Below are 17,728 nucleotides of genomic sequence, written 5' to 3' on the forward strand. Positions count from 1 at the left end.
TGTAGCGGTTAGGAATTATAGATGTAAATCTCGTTTTACAAAAAAATGAATCGCTAAACTATAGCAAAGCAAGCCAATGAGTAAAAGTGTACCTAGCATCCACCAGCAGGAGCTATTTTGGTGAATTAGTTTAACGGAATCGAACAATGAATAGATTGTGAAGTATTGTAATTTTTCTAATGAACCACCCATATTGCTGAGTGCCTCAATAAGGTAAAAAACAATGGGAATGCCTGCACTATAGGCATAAGATGTTCTTAAATCTTTAGTGCTACAGGAAATAAGAAAGCAGAATCCACTAATGGCAAAGTGCAACAAAAATAGCCCGAAATTTAGTAGTAATAAGGCTGTTATGTCCAGCTCATTAGGGAACAATATTTCTGCAAAGACGATCATGACCAGTGTGGTAATAGCAAGGAGAGTAAAAAGACTAATGATCAAAAATAGTGCTTGTGTAAAGACAATTTTAAAACGTGTATTCGGTGTTGCAAGTAAGTATGCCATTGAACCATTGTCAATATAGCCCATGATGAGCTTATTGGCTAACATGATCGAAAATACCATAGGAAGAATCATGAATAAAAATCCATATAAATAGGCAGAGAGGAATTCTATTAAGGTATCGCCGATGCTGGTCATACCAAAGGCCGCCATCATTTCAGGCATTGTGTCCGTTAATTTTTTTAGCGTGTCCGTCATTTCCGGATTATACATGTAAATCACACTGACAATATATAGCATTAGTACACCAATAATAATGGTGAATAGTTTAAGAGAGGCAAAAAACTCATGCTTGAATAAGGTAAGATTCATGATTGAGTACCTCCACTTTCGTAATAATGCATAAATATATCTTCTAGTGATTGTGAAATAACATCTAAGTCTATAATGTTGTAGTTGGATATAGCACGAAGAAATGCTTGAAGATCTCCTGTTATAGTAATCATAACTTTTGTAGAGGAGATTCGTTCAAGTGCGTATTTCTCATCAAGGAAGCGAGTAAGCTCTTGCTCATCTTGAAACGCAAGCATGTATTTTTTGGATTTACGTTTCTTTAAGTCTGCAATGGTTTCAGTCGCCACGATTTTACCTGCATTAATAATCGCTACACGATCACAAGTTTTCTCTACCTCTTCAATCATATGGGAGGACATGAAAATGGTCGTTCCTTTGTCCTTTTCAGCTATAATAAAGTCAATAAATTTTGTTTGCATGAGCGGGTCTAAACCACTAGTAGGTTCATCTAAAATGACAATTTCGGGATGATGCATGAAGGCACAAACTAAGCCAACCTTCTGCTTCATACCTTTCGACATTTTCTTTATGAGCCCAGAAGCATCTAATTCAAAGTAGTGCATTAATTCCTCGGCATGCGTGTAATCGTTCATACCTCTTAACTTAGCAATAAAGTGAATAAATTGTTTACCCGTCATTTTATCTATAAATGCAATTTCTCCAGGTAAATAGCCAACAAATTGCTGAATGATTGCAGATGCTTCTCGACAATTTAGACCGTTAATGAAACAAGAGCCCTCAGTTGGCTGTAAAAAACCCATTAAATGGCGAATGGTTGTGGATTTTCCTGCCCCATTTGGTCCTAAAAAACCGAACACTTCACCCTTTGAAATCTGTAGATGAACATTTTGTATACTATAGAAATCACCAAACTTTTTTGTTAAATGGTTTACTTCAATCATGGACATGCCAATCACCCCATTTTATTGATACAATAATGTCTTCAAAAATAGAAAATATTCACTTGCCTCTACCATGCATTGCTCGATTAATTCGTTAAAGAGCTCTTGATTATCTGCATGCGCTTTTAACCTTTCCTCATAACGATGACTAATGCCATCTGTCACCCATTGAATTGTATCGATTGCTTTTTTGATATCCAAGTTTTCGTGGAATAAACCAGTATCAATTCCTTCAAATACCATCGCATAGGAGCTTTTTTGAATAGTGGCATTATAATGATTTAATTCATCTCGGACCTCAAAGCTTGTTTCAGCATAGGTCTTTTTCAAAAAATCAAACAGAGCATGATATTGCTTCATGAGATCAATTTTAACTTTCATGATCTGTTCATAACGCTTAAAAATATCAGGCTCTGTTAAATCAAGTTGACGATTAAGCGCTTCGGAGAATGTATTGGTTGTATATTCATATAAAAATAGATATAAATTTTTTTTACTACCAAAATAGTGAAATAAAATGCCTTTTGAAATATTGGCATTGCTCACAATTTTGTTTGTTGAAGCGGTAGCATAGTGATTGATTGAAAACTCCTTTAAGGCAGCATTAATGATTGCTTGACGTTTATCTTCTGCTAAATTCATAAAAGCTTGGTACAATTTTTTACTCCTTTCCGTCATATTTTATGCCATTATATTGAAATTGACTACTGTGGTCAATGTGATTTGGAAAAATAAAAAAGAACATGACTGTGACCATTTCTAATAGTCTCACTCATGTTCTCCATTGTTCCAGTTTACTTATCATAATAATCGTTCAATGCAATTTCTAAACGTTCTTCTAAATGTTTTGAAATATAGCTTAGAACAAATTGCTCTTTGTCCATTTCAATTTGAGTGGACTTGAAAAATTTGGTGAAAAAACCGACTTTATTATTTTGAGAAAATTGCTGTAATGCTTCTGTACGTAAAGTAGAAACAATTTCATTTTCTATATGACGCTCTCTAATCTTTTGGACAATGTCCTTTACGCTATTTTCTTGTAGCTCGGAAATTTGCTTTTGGAGATGTTCATTTTCTTGTTTTAGCTCCGATGTTTCCTTTTGAATTTCCTCTACTTGAAGGGCAGATTCAGAAGAAAATCGTTCGATATTTTGAGCAAGAAAATCCTGATTAATGTTTACTTGTAAAGTTCCTTGCTCTTCATTGGGTAGAATCTGAAATAGGCCTGTTTGAATCATCTGCTGTAGGACGTTTCCGAGCAAATCAATTTTATGTGATAAATCCTCAGAATCCATGGTCGTTGCGGTAATTTGGTGTTTCAGCAACTGACCGTTATCATCAATACCTAACAATAATTTAATCCCCCTCACACGATACTCATCCTTCAATAATAAAATCATTCGCAATCTTAATATAGCAGGTAGGTTTAAACGAATATTGCTATTTGTATTGGGTGAAGCATTATCAAAAATGTACTGTTCAAACGGTTTTAAATAGTAGCGAAGCATGGCGTCTGTAATATCAAACCAGCCCGCGACTTCTGCGATTGTATAGTGTTTCGATTCATCAAGCTCTGCTAAATACCCATCATTAAAGAGGTTTTCCTCTAAAGGCGTATGTTGTAGTGCAACAAACAATGGGTCATCTTGCACAATTTCAAGTACCATTTCTTTTGCATCATTTACTTTAAGCATCCTTTCACACCCCACTTTATTTTTCCCGTGACTAAATGTTCTCTATATAGGTTTCTATTCGATTGGCAGCAATTGTATGCCTATTTTATGTAGGAAATAGTCATTAGAACGAAGTACCTTTTAATCTTTTATGAATCTTAAGGGAAATGGTACTGATGCTCAGCACAAAGTTGATACAGAAGGATTACCGTCGTATACATTTATTTTATATAGAAAAAAGGGGATTATTAGTGTAAAATTACACTAAATTAATCATTTTATATTTCAAGGAGGTATAGTTGAAATGAAAATACTTATTCAAATTATTTTGCTGTTATTTCCATTTCCGTTCTTATTTCATTTTTACGAGTATAATAGCCATCTTTCTAACCAAGAGGCTAGTTTCTTATTTCCGTTATTTCTTTTTTTCATCATTGTAGTAGGTGTGTTATCCAGAAATTGTCATTTAATTTTGTTCTTTGCCATGAATTTTTTAATGACAGCTATTTCTTTGATATTTGGCCATTTTTTTATAGATGATGATGGAAGTTGGTTTAAGCCTTTTGGAAGAGATGTAGCCATTATCTTTGTTTCATTTTTTTATGTTTTAGGACAGTTAATTATAAGAGGAATTAGTAAGGGAATCATGAGAAACAAAGAAAAAGATTAAAATTACAACATGTCATATAAGAAAGAATCATACCTTTATACTGCTGTTATAATATAAAAAGGGTTATTTTGGGAGGTGTGAAATATGATTATTACTATTTGTACAGCTAAGAATGAAGATTATATTGCGATCAATGATCTTGTGCGAGAAGGGCACGAAGAACATGTTATGAAAGAACCGACTGTTTTTAAAAATGTTGAATCTGTTATGCCCAATATGTATTTTAAAGAATTACTTGAAGATCAAAATAGTGAGATTTTTATAGCCAAGCATAGTGATTTAATTATAGGTTTTGCTGTAGTTTGCATTGAATGTGCACCTCCATTTCATTCTTTAATAGAGCGTAAATATGCGTATATTCATGATTTTGGTGTAAAAAAAGAAATACAAAAACAAGGTGTTGGAAAACGATTATTTGATCGTTGTAAAGAATGGGCAATAGCAAAGGGAGCTACATCTATAGAATTAAATGTTTGGGAATTCAATACCAATGCAATTGAGTTTTATGAGCATTTAGGGATGGAGAGTATAAGCAGAAAAATGAAGATGAATATATAAATTAATCAATCAAGTCACTCATGTATGAAATGAGCGACTTTTTTGTTTACACCTATGAGAATGCTGTTTGCCTACTAACTAAATAATGTAAATTATTAAGAAAAAGTTAAGAATTCTCCTTGCAAATCTTTAAGAAATGCTCTTTATAGTTAGAACCATCAACAATGAAAGCAAAGCGAGGAGAAAACTATATGCAGCTCATCACCTTCCTTACTGAATTTATAAAGCATCCGAAAACTATAGGCGCCATATCACCTAGCTCTAAAAAATTAGCGCATAAAATGGTACAACCTATTTGCTTTGAAACGGCTCAATGCATTGTTGAGCTGGGTCCTGGGATGGGGTCCTTTACAACGGAGCTTGTGAAAAGCAAAAAGCCAGCTACATTGCTGGTTCTCATAGAAAATAATGCGATTTTTTGTGAAAAACTACGTCGGCAGTTTGCTCATGTAGCCAATGTTGTAGTGATTCATGGCTCAGCAGAAAATTTGAAGCAATATATGACGGAGTTGACTATCGAAAAAATAGACTATGTTATTTCTGGCCTACCATTTACATCTTTAAAGGCGGAAGTATCCAGTTGTATTTTAAGAAATGTGAAGGATTGTTTGCATAATGGAAAATTCATTACTTTCCAATATTCACTTGTGAAAAAATCATTCTTCCAAACCTATTTTCAGGATATTTCTCATGAAAAAGTATGGATCAATATGCCACCAGCCTATGTATTGAGCTGTAGGCTTGGAAATACGAGGGTCAGTTAATGGAGCTACAGGATCTGTTACTATTTATCGAACAATATGGCTATTTTGCTTTATTTTTTAGTTTATGGCTAGGTATTATAGGCATGCCGCTACCAGATGAAATGATTGTCATGAGTGGTGGCTTTCTATCTTCGTTGGAAAAAATGGTCGTATGGAAATCTTTTTTACTCACTTATTTAGGCGTTGTTTCGGGGCTTTCTCTAGGCTTTGTTCTCGGTAAACTATTTGGTCATCGTGTACTCGATAAATTGGTGAAAAAGAAAAAGGCAAAATACTTACTCAAATCGAAAGAATTGCTAGATCAATATGGACGCTTTGCATTAGTCCTGAGTTATTTTATTCCGATTGTTCGACATATCCTTCCTTACTTGGTGGGAATGAATAATATGCCTTTTAAAACATATGCCTTATTTTCATATACAACGGGCTTTGTATGGACATTGATTTATTTTACACTTGGTTTATTATTTGGTAGCCAGATTGAGTATATTTCTGTGATTGCTACGAAATATGGTATTTACTTTGGGGTATTCATCTTGATTGTCAGCTGTTTTTATTATTTTTATATACGGAAAATAAAAAAATAGGTAAAATGGTGAAACGTGATTATTGGAAAATATTTGATTAATGGTGGGATTAGATGAGTAATGAAACAATTTTAATTGTAGATGATGAAAAGGAGATAAGAAATCTTATCGCCATTTATTTGAAAAATGAGGGGTTTCATGTGCTAGAGGCATGTGATGGAGAAGAGGGTTTGCAGTTAGTAAAGAAGCATAAGGTTCATTTAATTGTATTGGATTTAATGATGCCTAAAGTAGATGGCATTGAAATGTGTATGAAGGTAAGAGAAATAGCAGAAATGCCTATTATTATGCTGACTGCCAAATCTCAAGATATGGATAAGATTGTTGGTTTAACGATAGGTGCTGATGATTATGTGACAAAGCCCTTTAATCCGTTAGAACTGATTGCCCGCATTAAATCACAGCTTCGTCGCTATTTGAAAATGAGTGGTATTAATAGTAGCAATAATGAGGAGATGGAAGTTGGTGATTTACGTATCAATACAGCAACACATGAAGTTTTTGTGAACAATGAAAGAGTAAAGTTAACGCCAAGAGAGTTTGCTATTTTGGAATTGCTTGTTAGTAATCCAGGCATCGTCATGAGTGCAGAGCAAATCTATGAAAAAGTTTGGAAAGAGGAGGCATTTCAATCAGAAAATACTGTAATGGTACATATTCGAAAAATTCGAGAGCGAATTGAGACAAATCCAAGAAATCCTCAATATATTAAAACCGTATGGGGAGTAGGGTATAAAGTTGAAAAAGATCTTTAGGCTTTTAAAGTTCCCAAGGTTTCTAAAGCATATCGGTGTGAAAATAAAAAATAATATTCAACGTAGCATTCGTATTCAACTATTTACAACGTTTTTATTATGTGCGCTTGGCAGCTTTTTAGTGGCACGTGCAGTAGTGCCATTTTTTGAGAATATCAACGAAACTGTGATTGTGGATTATAGTGGCAGTATGAAGATGATGTATTACCATGCACAGGATACAGCAGAATTGGCGACCCAAGAAAATAGTGTTGAAGCGTTAAGAGAATTGATTGATCAAGAAAACGGAAAAATAGAATATGAAGACAATGCTTTAAAAATAGTCGTCACAGATGAGACAGGTAAGATCTTATATAAAACAAAGCAGGTAAAAGAGCAACAAATCGATTTACATGAAGAAATTAGGCATGTTATGGATTTTACAATGAATCAGCCTTTTGAAAATGCCTATCATGTGATCGAAACTTCTCGTAAGGAATTTACTACATTAGTGCCGTTGACCTTACAAGAAAAAAATTATTATTTCTTTGTTAGTGGGCTACCACAAGGGGAAGCCATCACAAGTACGAGTGAAGGACCCGTACCTTTTTTCATTGGTGTTATTTTGTTTATCGTATCATTTTTCTATATAACAAAACGCAAAATGAATCAAATTGAGGCATTAGCGGAGGGGGTTATGGAAATCGCAAAAGGGAATTTAGCCTTTCGTATTGAGAAAAAAGGGCAGGATGAAATTGCTTTACTAACTGATAATATTAATCAAATGGCAGAAGAAATCATGACAAGTATCGAGATGGAAAGAAAAATTGAGCAACAAAAAAATGATCTCATTACTAATGTTTCACATGACCTCAGAACGCCTCTTACCTCGATTATGGGTTATTTGCGTTTATTAAGAGAAGAGAAGTATGAGACGAAAGAGCAATATGACGAATATTTGAAAATAGCTTTTTCGAAATCCGAGCAATTAAAGAATTTAATAGATGATTTATTTGAGTATACCAAGCTAACGAATGATAAAAATACTTTAGTGCGACAACAAGTTTGTGTAAATGAGCTGCTCGAACAACTAATGGAAGAATTAGTACCATTAGCAGAGGAAAAACAACGTATTTTTATAAAACATTTTCCAGAAAAACGAATTTTTGCGGCGCTGGATTCGGAAAAGATTGTGCGAGTATTTGATAATCTACTCATCAATGCGATCAATTATAGTACAGCTGAAGGAAAAATTATGGTTTCTCTTGAAGGACAAAAAAACCATGTGCGTATTTGTGTGGCGAATCAAAGTGATGCCTTTACATCAGAGGAGCTTAGTAGTTTATTTGAGAGATTTTATAAAAAGGATCAATCGAGAACAAATGTTACTGAGGGCTCAGGGCTTGGACTAGCGATTGCCAAGAGCATTGTGGAGCTTCACGGAGGAACGATTCACGCTAAATATAAAAACGAGACACTGTACTTTATTATCACATTGCCATTAACAGCCCAATAGCCTTGACTATAATGGAAGAATGGTAATGGCATGTTGTGTCTGTACATGTTGTGAAAGCATATCTTGCAGGGTAGCTAGGGTAGCTGTGTTTCTAATTAATAATTGGATTTCTGTCTGCTTGTATTGTCGTTGAAAGTCCATAATATAATCTGCGATGATATGTAAATTATATTGATTTTTAATTTCTACCTCGACGAAAAACGGCAGTGTTAAATCTGGCAGCTTAATACTGCCACCACGTCGAATCCAAATCGCTTCCTGCACATAGTAGCGGATCGGTAATTGGCGGTTACTAGCGATAAAAATATCCATAGAAAACTCCCTTCAGTGTCTAATTACAGCCTAAAGGAAATGCATTCAGTCGTCAAAAGAAAACATGTGAAGAGCTGTTCAGCAGAGAATGATGCGCTGAACAGCTTTTTCAATAGGGAGACGGATAGATTCGAAAAGTTGTAGGATAGAATCCCAAAACTGACGGATAGAACTCTAAAACCGGTGGATAGAACCCTAATACCGACGGATAAAACCCTAAAACAGATGGATAAAACCGTCAAACCGTTGGATAGTCATAAGCTTCTATAGATTCTAAAAAATACTTTAGTATGGGGGATTGCACTTCATCCTTACGATAAATAAACCATGTAGGAATATGTGCTTGCTTGTTCTTTATCTCGTGCAATGTCAATGTTTGTGTTGCCATATATTTTTCCGCAATGGCACGAGGGAGCAAGGTAATACCTAACCCAGCAGCAACACAGCCAATAATACCGTCAAGCGTACCAAACTCCATTCGATTCTGCGGTTGAACACCGTCTTCATGTAGCCAATGTTCCAGGATGGCTCGATAGGAACAGCCATGGCGGAATGTAATTACGGTGCTACCCTCTAAATCCCGTAGATGCTTGATGGGTTTTTGCTTGCTAGATGTGAGAATAACAAGCTCTTCACAGACAAACTCCTTCATCCATATATTTTCTTTATAAACAGGTCCCGTAACAAATGCACCATCTAGTTCATAGTTTTCTACCCGTTCAATATTGTGCTGAGAGGGGCTTGTTAATATGGTAATATCCACCTGTTCATGTGCTTGCTGGAATGTTGTCAACAGCGCTGGTAAATGCAGTGCAGCAGTTGTTTCCATCGAACCAATTCGTAAAACGCCTCGTTGTTCCTCTGTATCCTGTATGATTTCAAAAGATTTTTCATAGAGATGAAGCATTTTTAAGACTAACTCGTAAAATTGTTCCCCTTTTGGTGTTAGCCGTATGCCTCGATGCCCACGATAAAAGAATGTTGTACCGTACAGTGCCTCAAGACTTTGGATTTTCATAGAGATGTTGGATTGAGTGTAATTAAGAGCTGTGGCAGTTTTTGAAAAGCTACCAGTTTGGACGACTGTTCGAAAGATCGTTAAATCATTAATATTCATAGAGTCACCAACTATCAATTTTTTTGATACTTATTATAACGAATTGGGTCTATTTGTGATACCTAGATATTCGATATAGTGAAATAGAAGGAGTGATGTTATGCACAAGCAAACCGTTCGATATTTAATCGGTGGCGTTTTTGCTTTAGTAATCGCTATGGGCATCGGTCGTTTTTCGTATACGGTTATTTTACCGTATATGCAAGAAGCATTTGAATTTAGCCGTGCAACAGCAGGTTATTTAGCAACTAGTAATTACTTAGGCTATCTGGTTGGAGCCTGGGTGGCAGGCCGTTTACCAATAGGGAATAAACGTATTCCCTTTTTGCGAATTGCACTTGTTATCAGCATTTTAACAACGGCGTTCATGGGTTTTACAAATGCCATCATAATATGGTACATATTACGGTTTATCTCAGGTGTTATGAGTGCTTTTATTTTTGTTGTTATGACAAGCCTTGTATTAGACCAGTTATCTAGCAGTAGGAATATGCAACTATCAGGGCTGTTTTATAGTGGGGTTGGCATGGGTATTGCATTAAGTGCCGTGATCGTTTCTCCAATACATGCCATGTTCAATTGGAATGGCACTTGGATCGCACTAGCCCTGTTTTGTTTTGTATTGTTTGTCTGGATTGTGCTATTCATCAAACCCATTCCACCAAGTAAACAACTTGCGGAAAGCCAGATAATTATTTCACAGAAAACGCCTCCTCCGTCTTGGATGAAGTGGTTAATCATCGCTTATAGCTTAGAGGGACTTGGCTATATTGTCACGGGCACATTTATTGTATCGATTGCACAGGAGTCGACAAGCTTTCATGGGGATGCAGCCTTTGTATGGTTTGCTGTGGGCGTGGCAGCAATTCCCTCATGTATCGTGTGGTCTAAGCTAGCACAGCGTTATGGTTATGTGAAAATTTTACTCATCTCTATGTTCCTGCAAGCGATAGGCATTGTTTTACCCGCATTAGCTACAAATTCGATGATCCTTTATGCTAGTGCCTTTATTTTTGGGGCAACCTTTATGGGTATTACAACGGTTGGGACAACATTAGCAAGACAAATTGTACCAGTTAATAGTCATCAAATAATAGGTTATTTAACGGCAGGCTATGCACTTGGACAAATGATTGGACCATCCATTGCAGGAACACTTGCGAATTTTACAAATAGCTATCAGTATGCATTAATCGGGGCTTCCTTAGTAGTAATGCTGGGGGCATTATGTTTAATAGGGGGCGTAAAATATGATAGTAGTAACTAAATAAAAAAGTAAGTAAGGCGCATCATGCCTTACTTACTTTTACATTAATGGATATCTCGCTTCTTAAAGTTACCACCGCGAACTTCGGATACATCAGAAATGACAACAAAAGCGCCTTCGTCAATGTCCTTAATAATCGAAACTAATTTATTTTCTTCCATACGGTTAATGACACAGTTCAAGATTTCAGTTGGTTCATTGGAGAAGCCACCACGACCATGTGTATAGGTAACACCACGTCCTAAGCGAGCTTGGATGGCGTCGCCAATCTCCTCTGATTTTGCACTAACCACACGTACTTCTTTTGATTTCTCTAAACCAACTTGGATAATATCAATAACGTTTTTGGCAATATAGTAAGTTAACGCTGAGTAAAGAGCACTCTCTAAGCCAAAGATAAAGCTTGCCCCTAAGAAAATAAAGGCATTGATAAATAATATAATATCGCCGACTGAAAATGGAATCTTACGTGATAATAATACAGCTAAAACCTCTGAGCCATCTAAAGCGCCACCATTTCGTAAGACAATCCCGATACCCACACCAAGCAGCATACCACCAGATAAGACAATTAGGAGAGGATCATTTGGACCTAAAATGGTTTTGACATCATGTAATAAAACCGTCGAAATCGATAAAGCTGCAATGCCAGCACTACTCATTAAGGCAAAGGTTTTTCCAACTTGCTTATAGCCGATATAAATGAACGGAATATTTAATACAAAGAGCAGTACGCCTAACGGGATACCAAAGAGGTGAGCACCCATAATACTAATACCTGTTACACCGCCATCAATAACCGCATTTGGAATTAATACGGCCTCTAGTCCGTAAGCGGCAATAACTGCACCAATAATTATCATAATGAATTTTCGTATATTTTCTAGTGACTTTCCTTTTTTCATAAATCTTCTCCATTTCTTTACGTCAATAGTACCTAAGGTTTTGGAATAATATTTAGAGCAATTGTTTTAGTCTCAGAACCTTTATTTGAGTCGGTCATATTATAGTATTTAGTTAATAAATCGTTTAATTCATTTTCAAAGTTTTTGAATTGATCGTTCGTTAACGTTAGGTCGATTAAAGAAAATGTTGCTAAATCTGTCGTGCTTTCTTTTTCATCAAGTGAATGCAAATAATTTTGATATTGAGATAGTAAAGCCAGTTGATAGTAGGAAATATAATTTAATTTTTGCTTGGTTGTGAGTTGGGTCCAATCCTCCTTGCTAAGTTTTGCTGCTCCTTCATTTAATGCATAAAACTTCTCTGTAACAGAACGAACTTTTCGCTCTTTCACAATTTTTATGATGTTTTCATCGACTAAAATTTGGATATGACGATATAGAGTAGCTTGTGGTACATCCTTAATGATAGAAATCATCTCCAATGTGCTTAAACCCTCTTCTTTATTGTGCATCAGAGCTTGTAAAATTTTCATTCTCACAGGGTGCATTAATACCTCTGCTTTATTGCGCATAAACCGATCCTCCTACAAGAAAATGAGATAGTATCAAGGGAAGCATTCAAATGTTATCAATATGAGAACATTATCAAAAAATATACTATAGATTTTTTTTTCAGATGTACAGTAAAAAGGTAATGAAATTTATTCATCCATTTGTTATCATTATCGATAATGATAATGAAGGGAGCTATAAAAATGAAATTACACTATGGTTTTGAAGACTTAAATCAAATTGATTGGGCAAGCATACTACCAATCCTTTTACCATTTGTACTCGTAGGTTTTTTACTTATCACTGTTGCACTAATTGATTTATATAATCACCGAGATACAAGAGAAAACATACTGATGTGGGCAATGATTATTTTGTTCTTTAATACAATTGGTTCTGTTCTATATTTCGTGATTGGTAGAAAGGATGTCAATAAACGTGCGCTTAGAAATTAACAATATTACGAAAAAATTTAAACAGAAAGCGGCCGTGAGCGGTTTTTCAATGGTTATAGATTCGAATGAATGTGTAGGGCTTATTGGACCAAACGGGGCAGGGAAATCCACATTAATTCAGATCATTGCTGACATTCTTTATGCAGATGAAGGGGACATTGTACTTGATGGACAAAAAATTTCAAAGATGAAAAATCATATTGGATATTTACCACAGTATCCTAATTTCTTCTCGTGGATGACAGCATCTGAAACCTTATCCTTTATGGGGACACTTTCTGGTATTTCAAAAAATCAATTACAAAAAGACATTCCAATTCTTTTAGAAAAGGTTGGCTTAGGGAAAGAAGCAGATGCTCATGTTGGAACATTTTCAGGGGGGATGAAGCAGCGTCTTGGCATCGCACAAGCTTTATTACACAAGCCAGCTTTCATTATTATGGATGAACCAGTATCAGCACTAGATCCAATTGGTAGACGTGAAGTGCTGAATCTATTAAAAGACATAAAAAAAGAAACGACCATTTTACTTTCTACGCATATATTAGGCGATGCGGAGGAAGTTTGTGAGCGCTTTGTGGTCATTAAAAATGGTTATAAAATAGAAGATGCGACAAAATTAGAGTTACTTAATCGCTATCAAGATCCAGCTATCTTTTTAATGATTCAGAAGAAAGATGTTAAGTGGCTCACAACGATTGAACAGTTAGCATATGTAAAGAAAATCGAAAGTTGCGGTGATGGTTTTAAAGTATATGTCAATCAATTGGAAGCAGATGCCCATCGATTGCTACAGTACGGATTGAATTCAAACGTGGTATTTACAAAGTTTGATCTTGGCATTCAAGAAAGCTTAGAAGAAATATTTTTAGAATTGGTGGTGTAACGTGAAGTGAATACGTTTCTAGCATTAAGTAGAAAAGAAATGAATCAAATGACAAAGGAATATAAAGTCGTTTGGCTACCAATTGTCTATATCCTACTAGGCTTAACTCAGCCGATCATGATGTATTTTTTACCTGCTATTTTACAATCTATGGGTGGTGTTGAAGGGATTATAATTGATCCTACAATGGCAAAGCCAGGGGGAGCAGAAGTGCTTGCCTCAACCCTTAATTCGCAATTTGATCAATTAGGTATAATCATCCTTGCCATTGCAACGATGGGGATTATTCAAGGAGAAAAGGCCAATGGGATGATGGCATTTATTCTAACAAGGCCAGTATCTATCTCGTCCTACTTAAATAGTAAACTACTTACTCATTATGTTTTAGCTGTTCTATGTATTACGCTTGGCTATGCAATGTCCTTTGGCTATACATCTTATTTATTTACCTCTGTACCGATCACTCGTGCATTGATCGCTTTAGCATTTTATTGTATTTGGCTGTTGTTTGTCATTACATTTGTTGCCATGATCAGTACCTTTTTTAATAGTTCACCATTTATTGCTTTAATCAGTATAGGTGTCTTATTTATTTGTCGTTTTTGTGCTGGCTTACATCCATTCTTAGATGTAATGAATCCTGCTAGTAATAGTTTGTATGCTACCACGATATTAATGACAGGTAACGTAGAAACATGGTATGGCTTTAATATTGTTGTCACACTGTTACTTGTACTATTCATGATGGCTATCATGCATCATTTTATTGCCAAAAAGAAATTTTAATATGGAGGGAATTCTCGACAAATGAATGTAAAAATAAATCGAAGAAGTAAAATTCCATATTATCAGCAGTTAACACAGCAGGTCCTTTTAGCAATAGTGACTGGAAATTTAACACAGGGGGACCATTTGCCTTCTATTCGTAATTTAGCAGCACAAACAGACCTCAATTTGCATACGGTTCATAAAAGCTACAAAGAGCTTCAAAGGAAAGGCATCATCACCATTAAACCGCATTCTGCAGCATTGATAATAGTAGATTCTAGTAAAGCCATGCATTTTTCCATTCAACAAGTAGCGAAGGGTGTCGAGCAAATCATGGTAGAAGCTAATAATTTGGGGATTAATGGATTTCAATTAAAGCAGATATTTCATGAATCTTTTCGAAAATATTATGCGGATAGTTAAAACAGCGTGAAAGAGATGGCTTCCAAAAATAGGCCATCTCTTTGTTGTCTTTATATCAAAAATACCGCTACAATCGTTGTCACAACCAGTCCAATGACTACTGGAATTAAGTTACGCCTTGCCAGCTCAAATGGGCTGACATTACAAATAGCAGCGGCTGGGATTAATGCCCATGGAATTAGTGTACCACCACCAACCCAAATAGCAGTGATTTGCCCTAAAGCTGTTAAAGTTGCTGTTCCTTCACCAATGGCATTGCCGAACAAACTGCCGACAGAGCCAGCCAGAGAAATTCCTGAGAAGCCAGAACCATCTAATCCTGTAATAGCGCCAACAACCGCTAGCGTGACAACAGCTATTTCCTTTGTTAACGGAACGATTGCTGCAAGACCTACACCAAGATCATTGACAATACCGTGTGAGGTAGCGGGAAGGTGATCACCAAGAATTTGTGTAAAGCCAGCATCTCCTAGATAAAAGAAAGCAGCAATTGGAATTACGGGTCCGAAGACTTTAAAGCCGAATTGAAATCCTTGAATCAAATAACTTGTTGTTTTTTCTAGTCCCTCTGATTTATGAGCAACAACACTAAGCAACAATAGAATAAAAACAGAGGTTCCCCCGATTAAAGCCGTAGCATCGCCACCTTGCAATTTAAAAACAGACATTGCAACAACATCCAAGATGAAAGCTATAGGAATAAGTACAGCAAAGAATCGTTTTTGCCCGATCGATAGTAAATTTTCCTCCATTGCTTGTGTACTATCTTCGTCTTCCTTGCTGGCAGTGTTTAAAAGTAAAGTGCCTCGTTTCATATCACGTCGTAAGAAAATATAAGCAACAATTGTCGTCACAACGCCCATTGTGATAACAAGTGGAATACTGGCTGAAACAACATCGCCAACAGGGATACCAGCAGCATCAGCCGTTAATTTTGGAGCCCCTTGAATGACAAAATCACTCGATAACGCAATACCATGCCCAAATAAGTTCATCGCCATGGCAACACCTAGTGCTGGGAGGCCCGCCCGAATCGCAACAGGTAAGAGCACCGCCCCTAACAGAGCCACTGCAGGTGATGGCCAGAAAAACCAAGAAATAAACATCATTAATAGTCCAATCGTCCAATAAGCTAGTGCTGGTGTTTTAATGATCTTTGTGAAAGGTGCAACCATAACCTCATTAATACCTGAAGACATCATGACTCGACTCATCGCCACGATAATCGAAATAATAAGAATCGTTGATAACAGCTCTGTTATGGCATAAATAAAGCTGTTAAACACACCACTTATGGACGAAGTAAAATCGCCAGTCGCAACAATTGCTAGCATAAAGATGCCTACTACACAAATGAGGGTGGTATCGCGACGTTTAACCATAAATCCGATGATGAGCACAATAAAAACAACGTAAATCCAATGGAGAGCTGTGAATTCAATCCCCATATGTTTCCCCCTCAATAATCTGATTCTATAGAATATGAAGAGAAAAAAAGATGGTGATGATTTCAAAAAAAATCTGAAAAATTAGTTGCAAACTTAAAGTAGGAGCTAATAACAAGTTTAGTCGAAAAGTAGAAAATGTCATTTCGCAAATGCACTTGGTAATCTAAATATATGTGAAGTTTATTCTTTAACTATAGTTTGAGATGGACTTGATTCAAATGATGCACCAGGTGTTGGGACTTCGATTGTAGTATTAGTTGCTGTTTCACATAAGAAACAGAATGATTTAAATTAGTTGTTTAACTAATGGATGCCTTAGAGGAATAACAAGTACAAAAATAATCAAATTTTATTATTAAAATCCATGCTAAGTAAAAAGGATAAATCTATTTTAAATAATCATTTTTAAAAATGAAGTTTGTTTATGTAGCTTTAAGATTTTAAATCAAGTATTACTCAAAAATGGAAGTATTGTTAAATTTATAAATTATTTCTAAGTCAAATGAGGATGCATTTCTAGATAATTTCGCAAAGTATTTATACTGTAACAAGCAATTCTTAGTATTTATGACATAATACGTTATCTACCCGAACTCAGAAGTGAAACATTACGGTCATGTCATTTGTCAAAAAACAACGCTTTCAAATCAGGTTTTCTGAGAGTTTATTTTAGCTTTATTGTGTAAATATAAGTTTGAAAATTATGAATCCATGTATTAATATGTATTTAAATGTAAATACAGGTAAATTAGTTTGGAGGTCATACTATGAAAAAATTTGTAAAGTTATTATTTACATCTTTTTATGTTTGAGCATTTCCTTATCATTAATCACCTGTGTGTCTGCAAGTGAAAATGTAAATCTTGAAAAATCTATTAGTCCATATCAGGAAGTGTTGAATAAACTGACTAATGAATTTGGCGTAGAATTTTATATTAATCCAGAAAAAAAGGAACACTTTTATAACAATGTAGGAGATATGAGCACAGATGAATTAGAAAAATTACTAAGAGAACAATATAAAGAGTTCTTAGATAATTTTTATAATGATAAGCTATCTAATAGTGACTCTGCAGTTTCTCCATTATCTATTAGTGAAAATATTACTCAACTAGTTGCATTAAGCTATAATTCTTCAATGTACTTGAACTCAAATGTTTTTAGTGCATCAGGTAATCAAGGAACTTTCACTTATCAAAGTATAAAATCATATGGAACAACTTGGCCATCTAGTTTTACAGGTTATCATTGGGAAGTTGATAGTGCTTCACATAAATTAAGTAGTGATTTAAAAAGTTGTACAGTCTCTCTAAGAGGACATCCGGAAGATGCTAATGGTGTTGCACTTGCACTTTCTTTAACAGCATCAAATACATACTATGCAAATTAGTTGGCT

General features: G+C 35.4%; 21 protein-coding genes. 12 read left to right on the plus strand and 9 right to left on the minus strand.

The window, feature by feature from the left end; genetic code table 11:
- Positions 1-15: 15 nt before the first annotated feature.
- The 4 genes from MHB40_RS06870 to MHB40_RS06885 all read right to left on the minus strand — a co-directional run bounded on the left by MHB40_RS06870 (position 16) and on the right by MHB40_RS06885 (position 3,391).
- Complete coding sequence (locus MHB40_RS06870; RefSeq protein WP_342442846.1) at positions 16-813, minus strand: ABC transporter permease subunit; 798 nt, start codon at positions 811-813, stop codon at positions 16-18.
- Complete coding sequence (locus MHB40_RS06875) at positions 810-1,703, minus strand: ABC transporter ATP-binding protein (protein ID WP_342534167.1); 894 nt, start codon at positions 1,701-1,703, stop codon at positions 810-812. Before MHB40_RS06875 ends, MHB40_RS06870 begins: the two co-directional genes overlap by 4 nt.
- A gap of 15 nt (positions 1,704-1,718) precedes the next feature.
- Positions 1,719-2,339 carry a TetR/AcrR family transcriptional regulator gene (locus MHB40_RS06880; protein ID WP_342534168.1) on the minus strand — a complete coding sequence of 207 codons (621 nt, stop codon included), beginning with the start codon at positions 2,337-2,339 and terminating at the stop codon, positions 1,719-1,721.
- 152 nt (positions 2,340-2,491) lie between these two features.
- Positions 2,492-3,391: a hypothetical protein gene (locus MHB40_RS06885; RefSeq protein WP_342442848.1), complete on the minus strand. Its 900-nt coding sequence runs from the start codon at positions 3,389-3,391 to the stop codon at positions 2,492-2,494.
- 283 nt (positions 3,392-3,674) lie between these two features.
- Here MHB40_RS06885 and MHB40_RS06890 point away from each other — a divergent pair, with 283 nt between their 5' ends.
- The 6 genes from MHB40_RS06890 (at position 3,675) to MHB40_RS06915 (ending at position 8,199) form a co-directional block, all read left to right on the plus strand.
- Positions 3,675-4,040, plus strand: coding sequence for a hypothetical protein (locus MHB40_RS06890; RefSeq protein ID WP_342534169.1), 366 nt, complete (start codon positions 3,675-3,677; stop codon positions 4,038-4,040).
- Positions 4,041-4,124: 84 nt separating this feature from the next.
- Positions 4,125-4,598 carry a GNAT family N-acetyltransferase gene (locus MHB40_RS06895; protein WP_342534170.1) on the plus strand — a complete coding sequence of 158 codons (474 nt, stop codon included), beginning with the start codon at positions 4,125-4,127 and terminating at the stop codon, positions 4,596-4,598.
- 191 nt (positions 4,599-4,789) lie between these two features.
- The gene (locus MHB40_RS06900) at positions 4,790-5,362 is read left to right on the plus strand and encodes an rRNA adenine N-6-methyltransferase family protein (RefSeq protein WP_342534752.1); all 573 of its coding nucleotides are present in this window, start codon (positions 4,790-4,792) and stop codon (positions 5,360-5,362) included.
- Positions 5,362-5,949 (plus strand): DedA family protein, encoded by a 588-nt coding sequence (locus tag MHB40_RS06905; protein ID WP_342534171.1) that lies wholly within the window; start codon positions 5,362-5,364, stop codon positions 5,947-5,949. The genes MHB40_RS06900 and MHB40_RS06905 overlap by 1 nt, the downstream gene beginning before the upstream one ends.
- Positions 5,950-6,002: 53 nt before the next feature.
- Positions 6,003-6,704 carry a response regulator transcription factor gene (locus MHB40_RS06910; protein ID WP_342442852.1) on the plus strand — a complete coding sequence of 234 codons (702 nt, stop codon included), beginning with the start codon at positions 6,003-6,005 and terminating at the stop codon, positions 6,702-6,704.
- Entirely contained in the window at positions 6,688-8,199 is a 1,512-nt protein-coding gene (locus MHB40_RS06915) for an ATP-binding protein (protein WP_342534172.1), read from the plus strand. Before MHB40_RS06910 ends, MHB40_RS06915 begins: the two co-directional genes overlap by 17 nt.
- Before the next feature lie 6 nt (positions 8,200-8,205).
- Here the strand turns inward: MHB40_RS06915 and MHB40_RS06920 are convergent, their stop codons facing one another.
- Together MHB40_RS06920 and MHB40_RS06925 are read right to left on the minus strand one after the other, a co-directional pair.
- Positions 8,206-8,511 (minus strand): hypothetical protein, encoded by a 306-nt coding sequence (locus MHB40_RS06920; RefSeq protein ID WP_205442224.1) that lies wholly within the window; start codon positions 8,509-8,511, stop codon positions 8,206-8,208.
- A gap of 238 nt (positions 8,512-8,749) precedes the next feature.
- A complete protein-coding gene (locus MHB40_RS06925; protein ID WP_342534173.1) occupies positions 8,750-9,628 on the minus strand; it encodes a LysR family transcriptional regulator in 879 nt (292 codons plus the stop codon).
- Positions 9,629-9,728: 100 nt separating this feature from the next.
- Here MHB40_RS06925 and MHB40_RS06930 point away from each other — a divergent pair, with 100 nt between their 5' ends.
- The gene (locus MHB40_RS06930) at positions 9,729-10,895 is read left to right on the plus strand and encodes a YbfB/YjiJ family MFS transporter (protein ID WP_342534174.1); all 1,167 of its coding nucleotides are present in this window, start codon (positions 9,729-9,731) and stop codon (positions 10,893-10,895) included.
- Between the two features lie 44 nt (positions 10,896-10,939).
- Here the strand turns inward: MHB40_RS06930 and MHB40_RS06935 are convergent, their stop codons facing one another.
- Positions 10,940-11,800: a YitT family protein gene (locus tag MHB40_RS06935; protein WP_205442227.1), complete on the minus strand. Its 861-nt coding sequence runs from the start codon at positions 11,798-11,800 to the stop codon at positions 10,940-10,942.
- Between the two features lie 32 nt (positions 11,801-11,832).
- Positions 11,833-12,372: a transcriptional regulator gene (locus MHB40_RS06940; protein WP_342534175.1), complete on the minus strand. Its 540-nt coding sequence runs from the start codon at positions 12,370-12,372 to the stop codon at positions 11,833-11,835.
- Between the two features lie 183 nt (positions 12,373-12,555).
- Between MHB40_RS06940 and MHB40_RS06945 the strand changes: the two genes are divergently transcribed.
- Genes MHB40_RS06945 through MHB40_RS06960 form a run of 4 tightly spaced genes read left to right on the plus strand, consistent with a single transcriptional unit; the run spans position 12,556 to position 14,884 of the window.
- The gene (locus tag MHB40_RS06945) at positions 12,556-12,807 is read left to right on the plus strand and encodes a PLD nuclease N-terminal domain-containing protein (protein WP_342534176.1); all 252 of its coding nucleotides are present in this window, start codon (positions 12,556-12,558) and stop codon (positions 12,805-12,807) included.
- Entirely contained in the window at positions 12,791-13,693 is a 903-nt protein-coding gene (locus MHB40_RS06950; RefSeq protein WP_342534177.1) for an ABC transporter ATP-binding protein, read from the plus strand. The genes MHB40_RS06945 and MHB40_RS06950 overlap by 17 nt, the downstream gene beginning before the upstream one ends.
- Before the next feature lie 6 nt (positions 13,694-13,699).
- Positions 13,700-14,479 (plus strand): ABC transporter permease subunit, encoded by a 780-nt coding sequence (locus MHB40_RS06955; protein WP_342534178.1) that lies wholly within the window; start codon positions 13,700-13,702, stop codon positions 14,477-14,479.
- A gap of 21 nt (positions 14,480-14,500) precedes the next feature.
- Positions 14,501-14,884, plus strand: coding sequence for a GntR family transcriptional regulator (locus MHB40_RS06960; RefSeq protein WP_205442233.1), 384 nt, complete (start codon positions 14,501-14,503; stop codon positions 14,882-14,884).
- Between the two features lie 50 nt (positions 14,885-14,934).
- On the opposite strand, the gene MHB40_RS06965 is transcribed toward MHB40_RS06960, so the two are convergent.
- On the minus strand, positions 14,935-16,332 hold the full coding sequence (locus MHB40_RS06965) for a hypothetical protein (protein WP_342534179.1): 1,398 nt from the start codon (positions 16,330-16,332) through the stop codon (positions 14,935-14,937).
- Positions 16,333-17,170: 838 nt separating this feature from the next.
- Here MHB40_RS06965 and MHB40_RS06970 point away from each other — a divergent pair.
- Complete coding sequence (locus tag MHB40_RS06970; protein ID WP_342534180.1) at positions 17,171-17,722, plus strand: hypothetical protein; 552 nt, start codon at positions 17,171-17,173, stop codon at positions 17,720-17,722.
- Positions 17,723-17,728 lie beyond the last annotated feature (6 nt).

Source organism: Lysinibacillus sp. FSL K6-0057 (genome assembly GCF_038630885.1).
GTDB classification, from domain to species: Bacteria; Bacillota; Bacilli; order Bacillales_A; family Planococcaceae; genus Lysinibacillus; species Lysinibacillus fusiformis_F.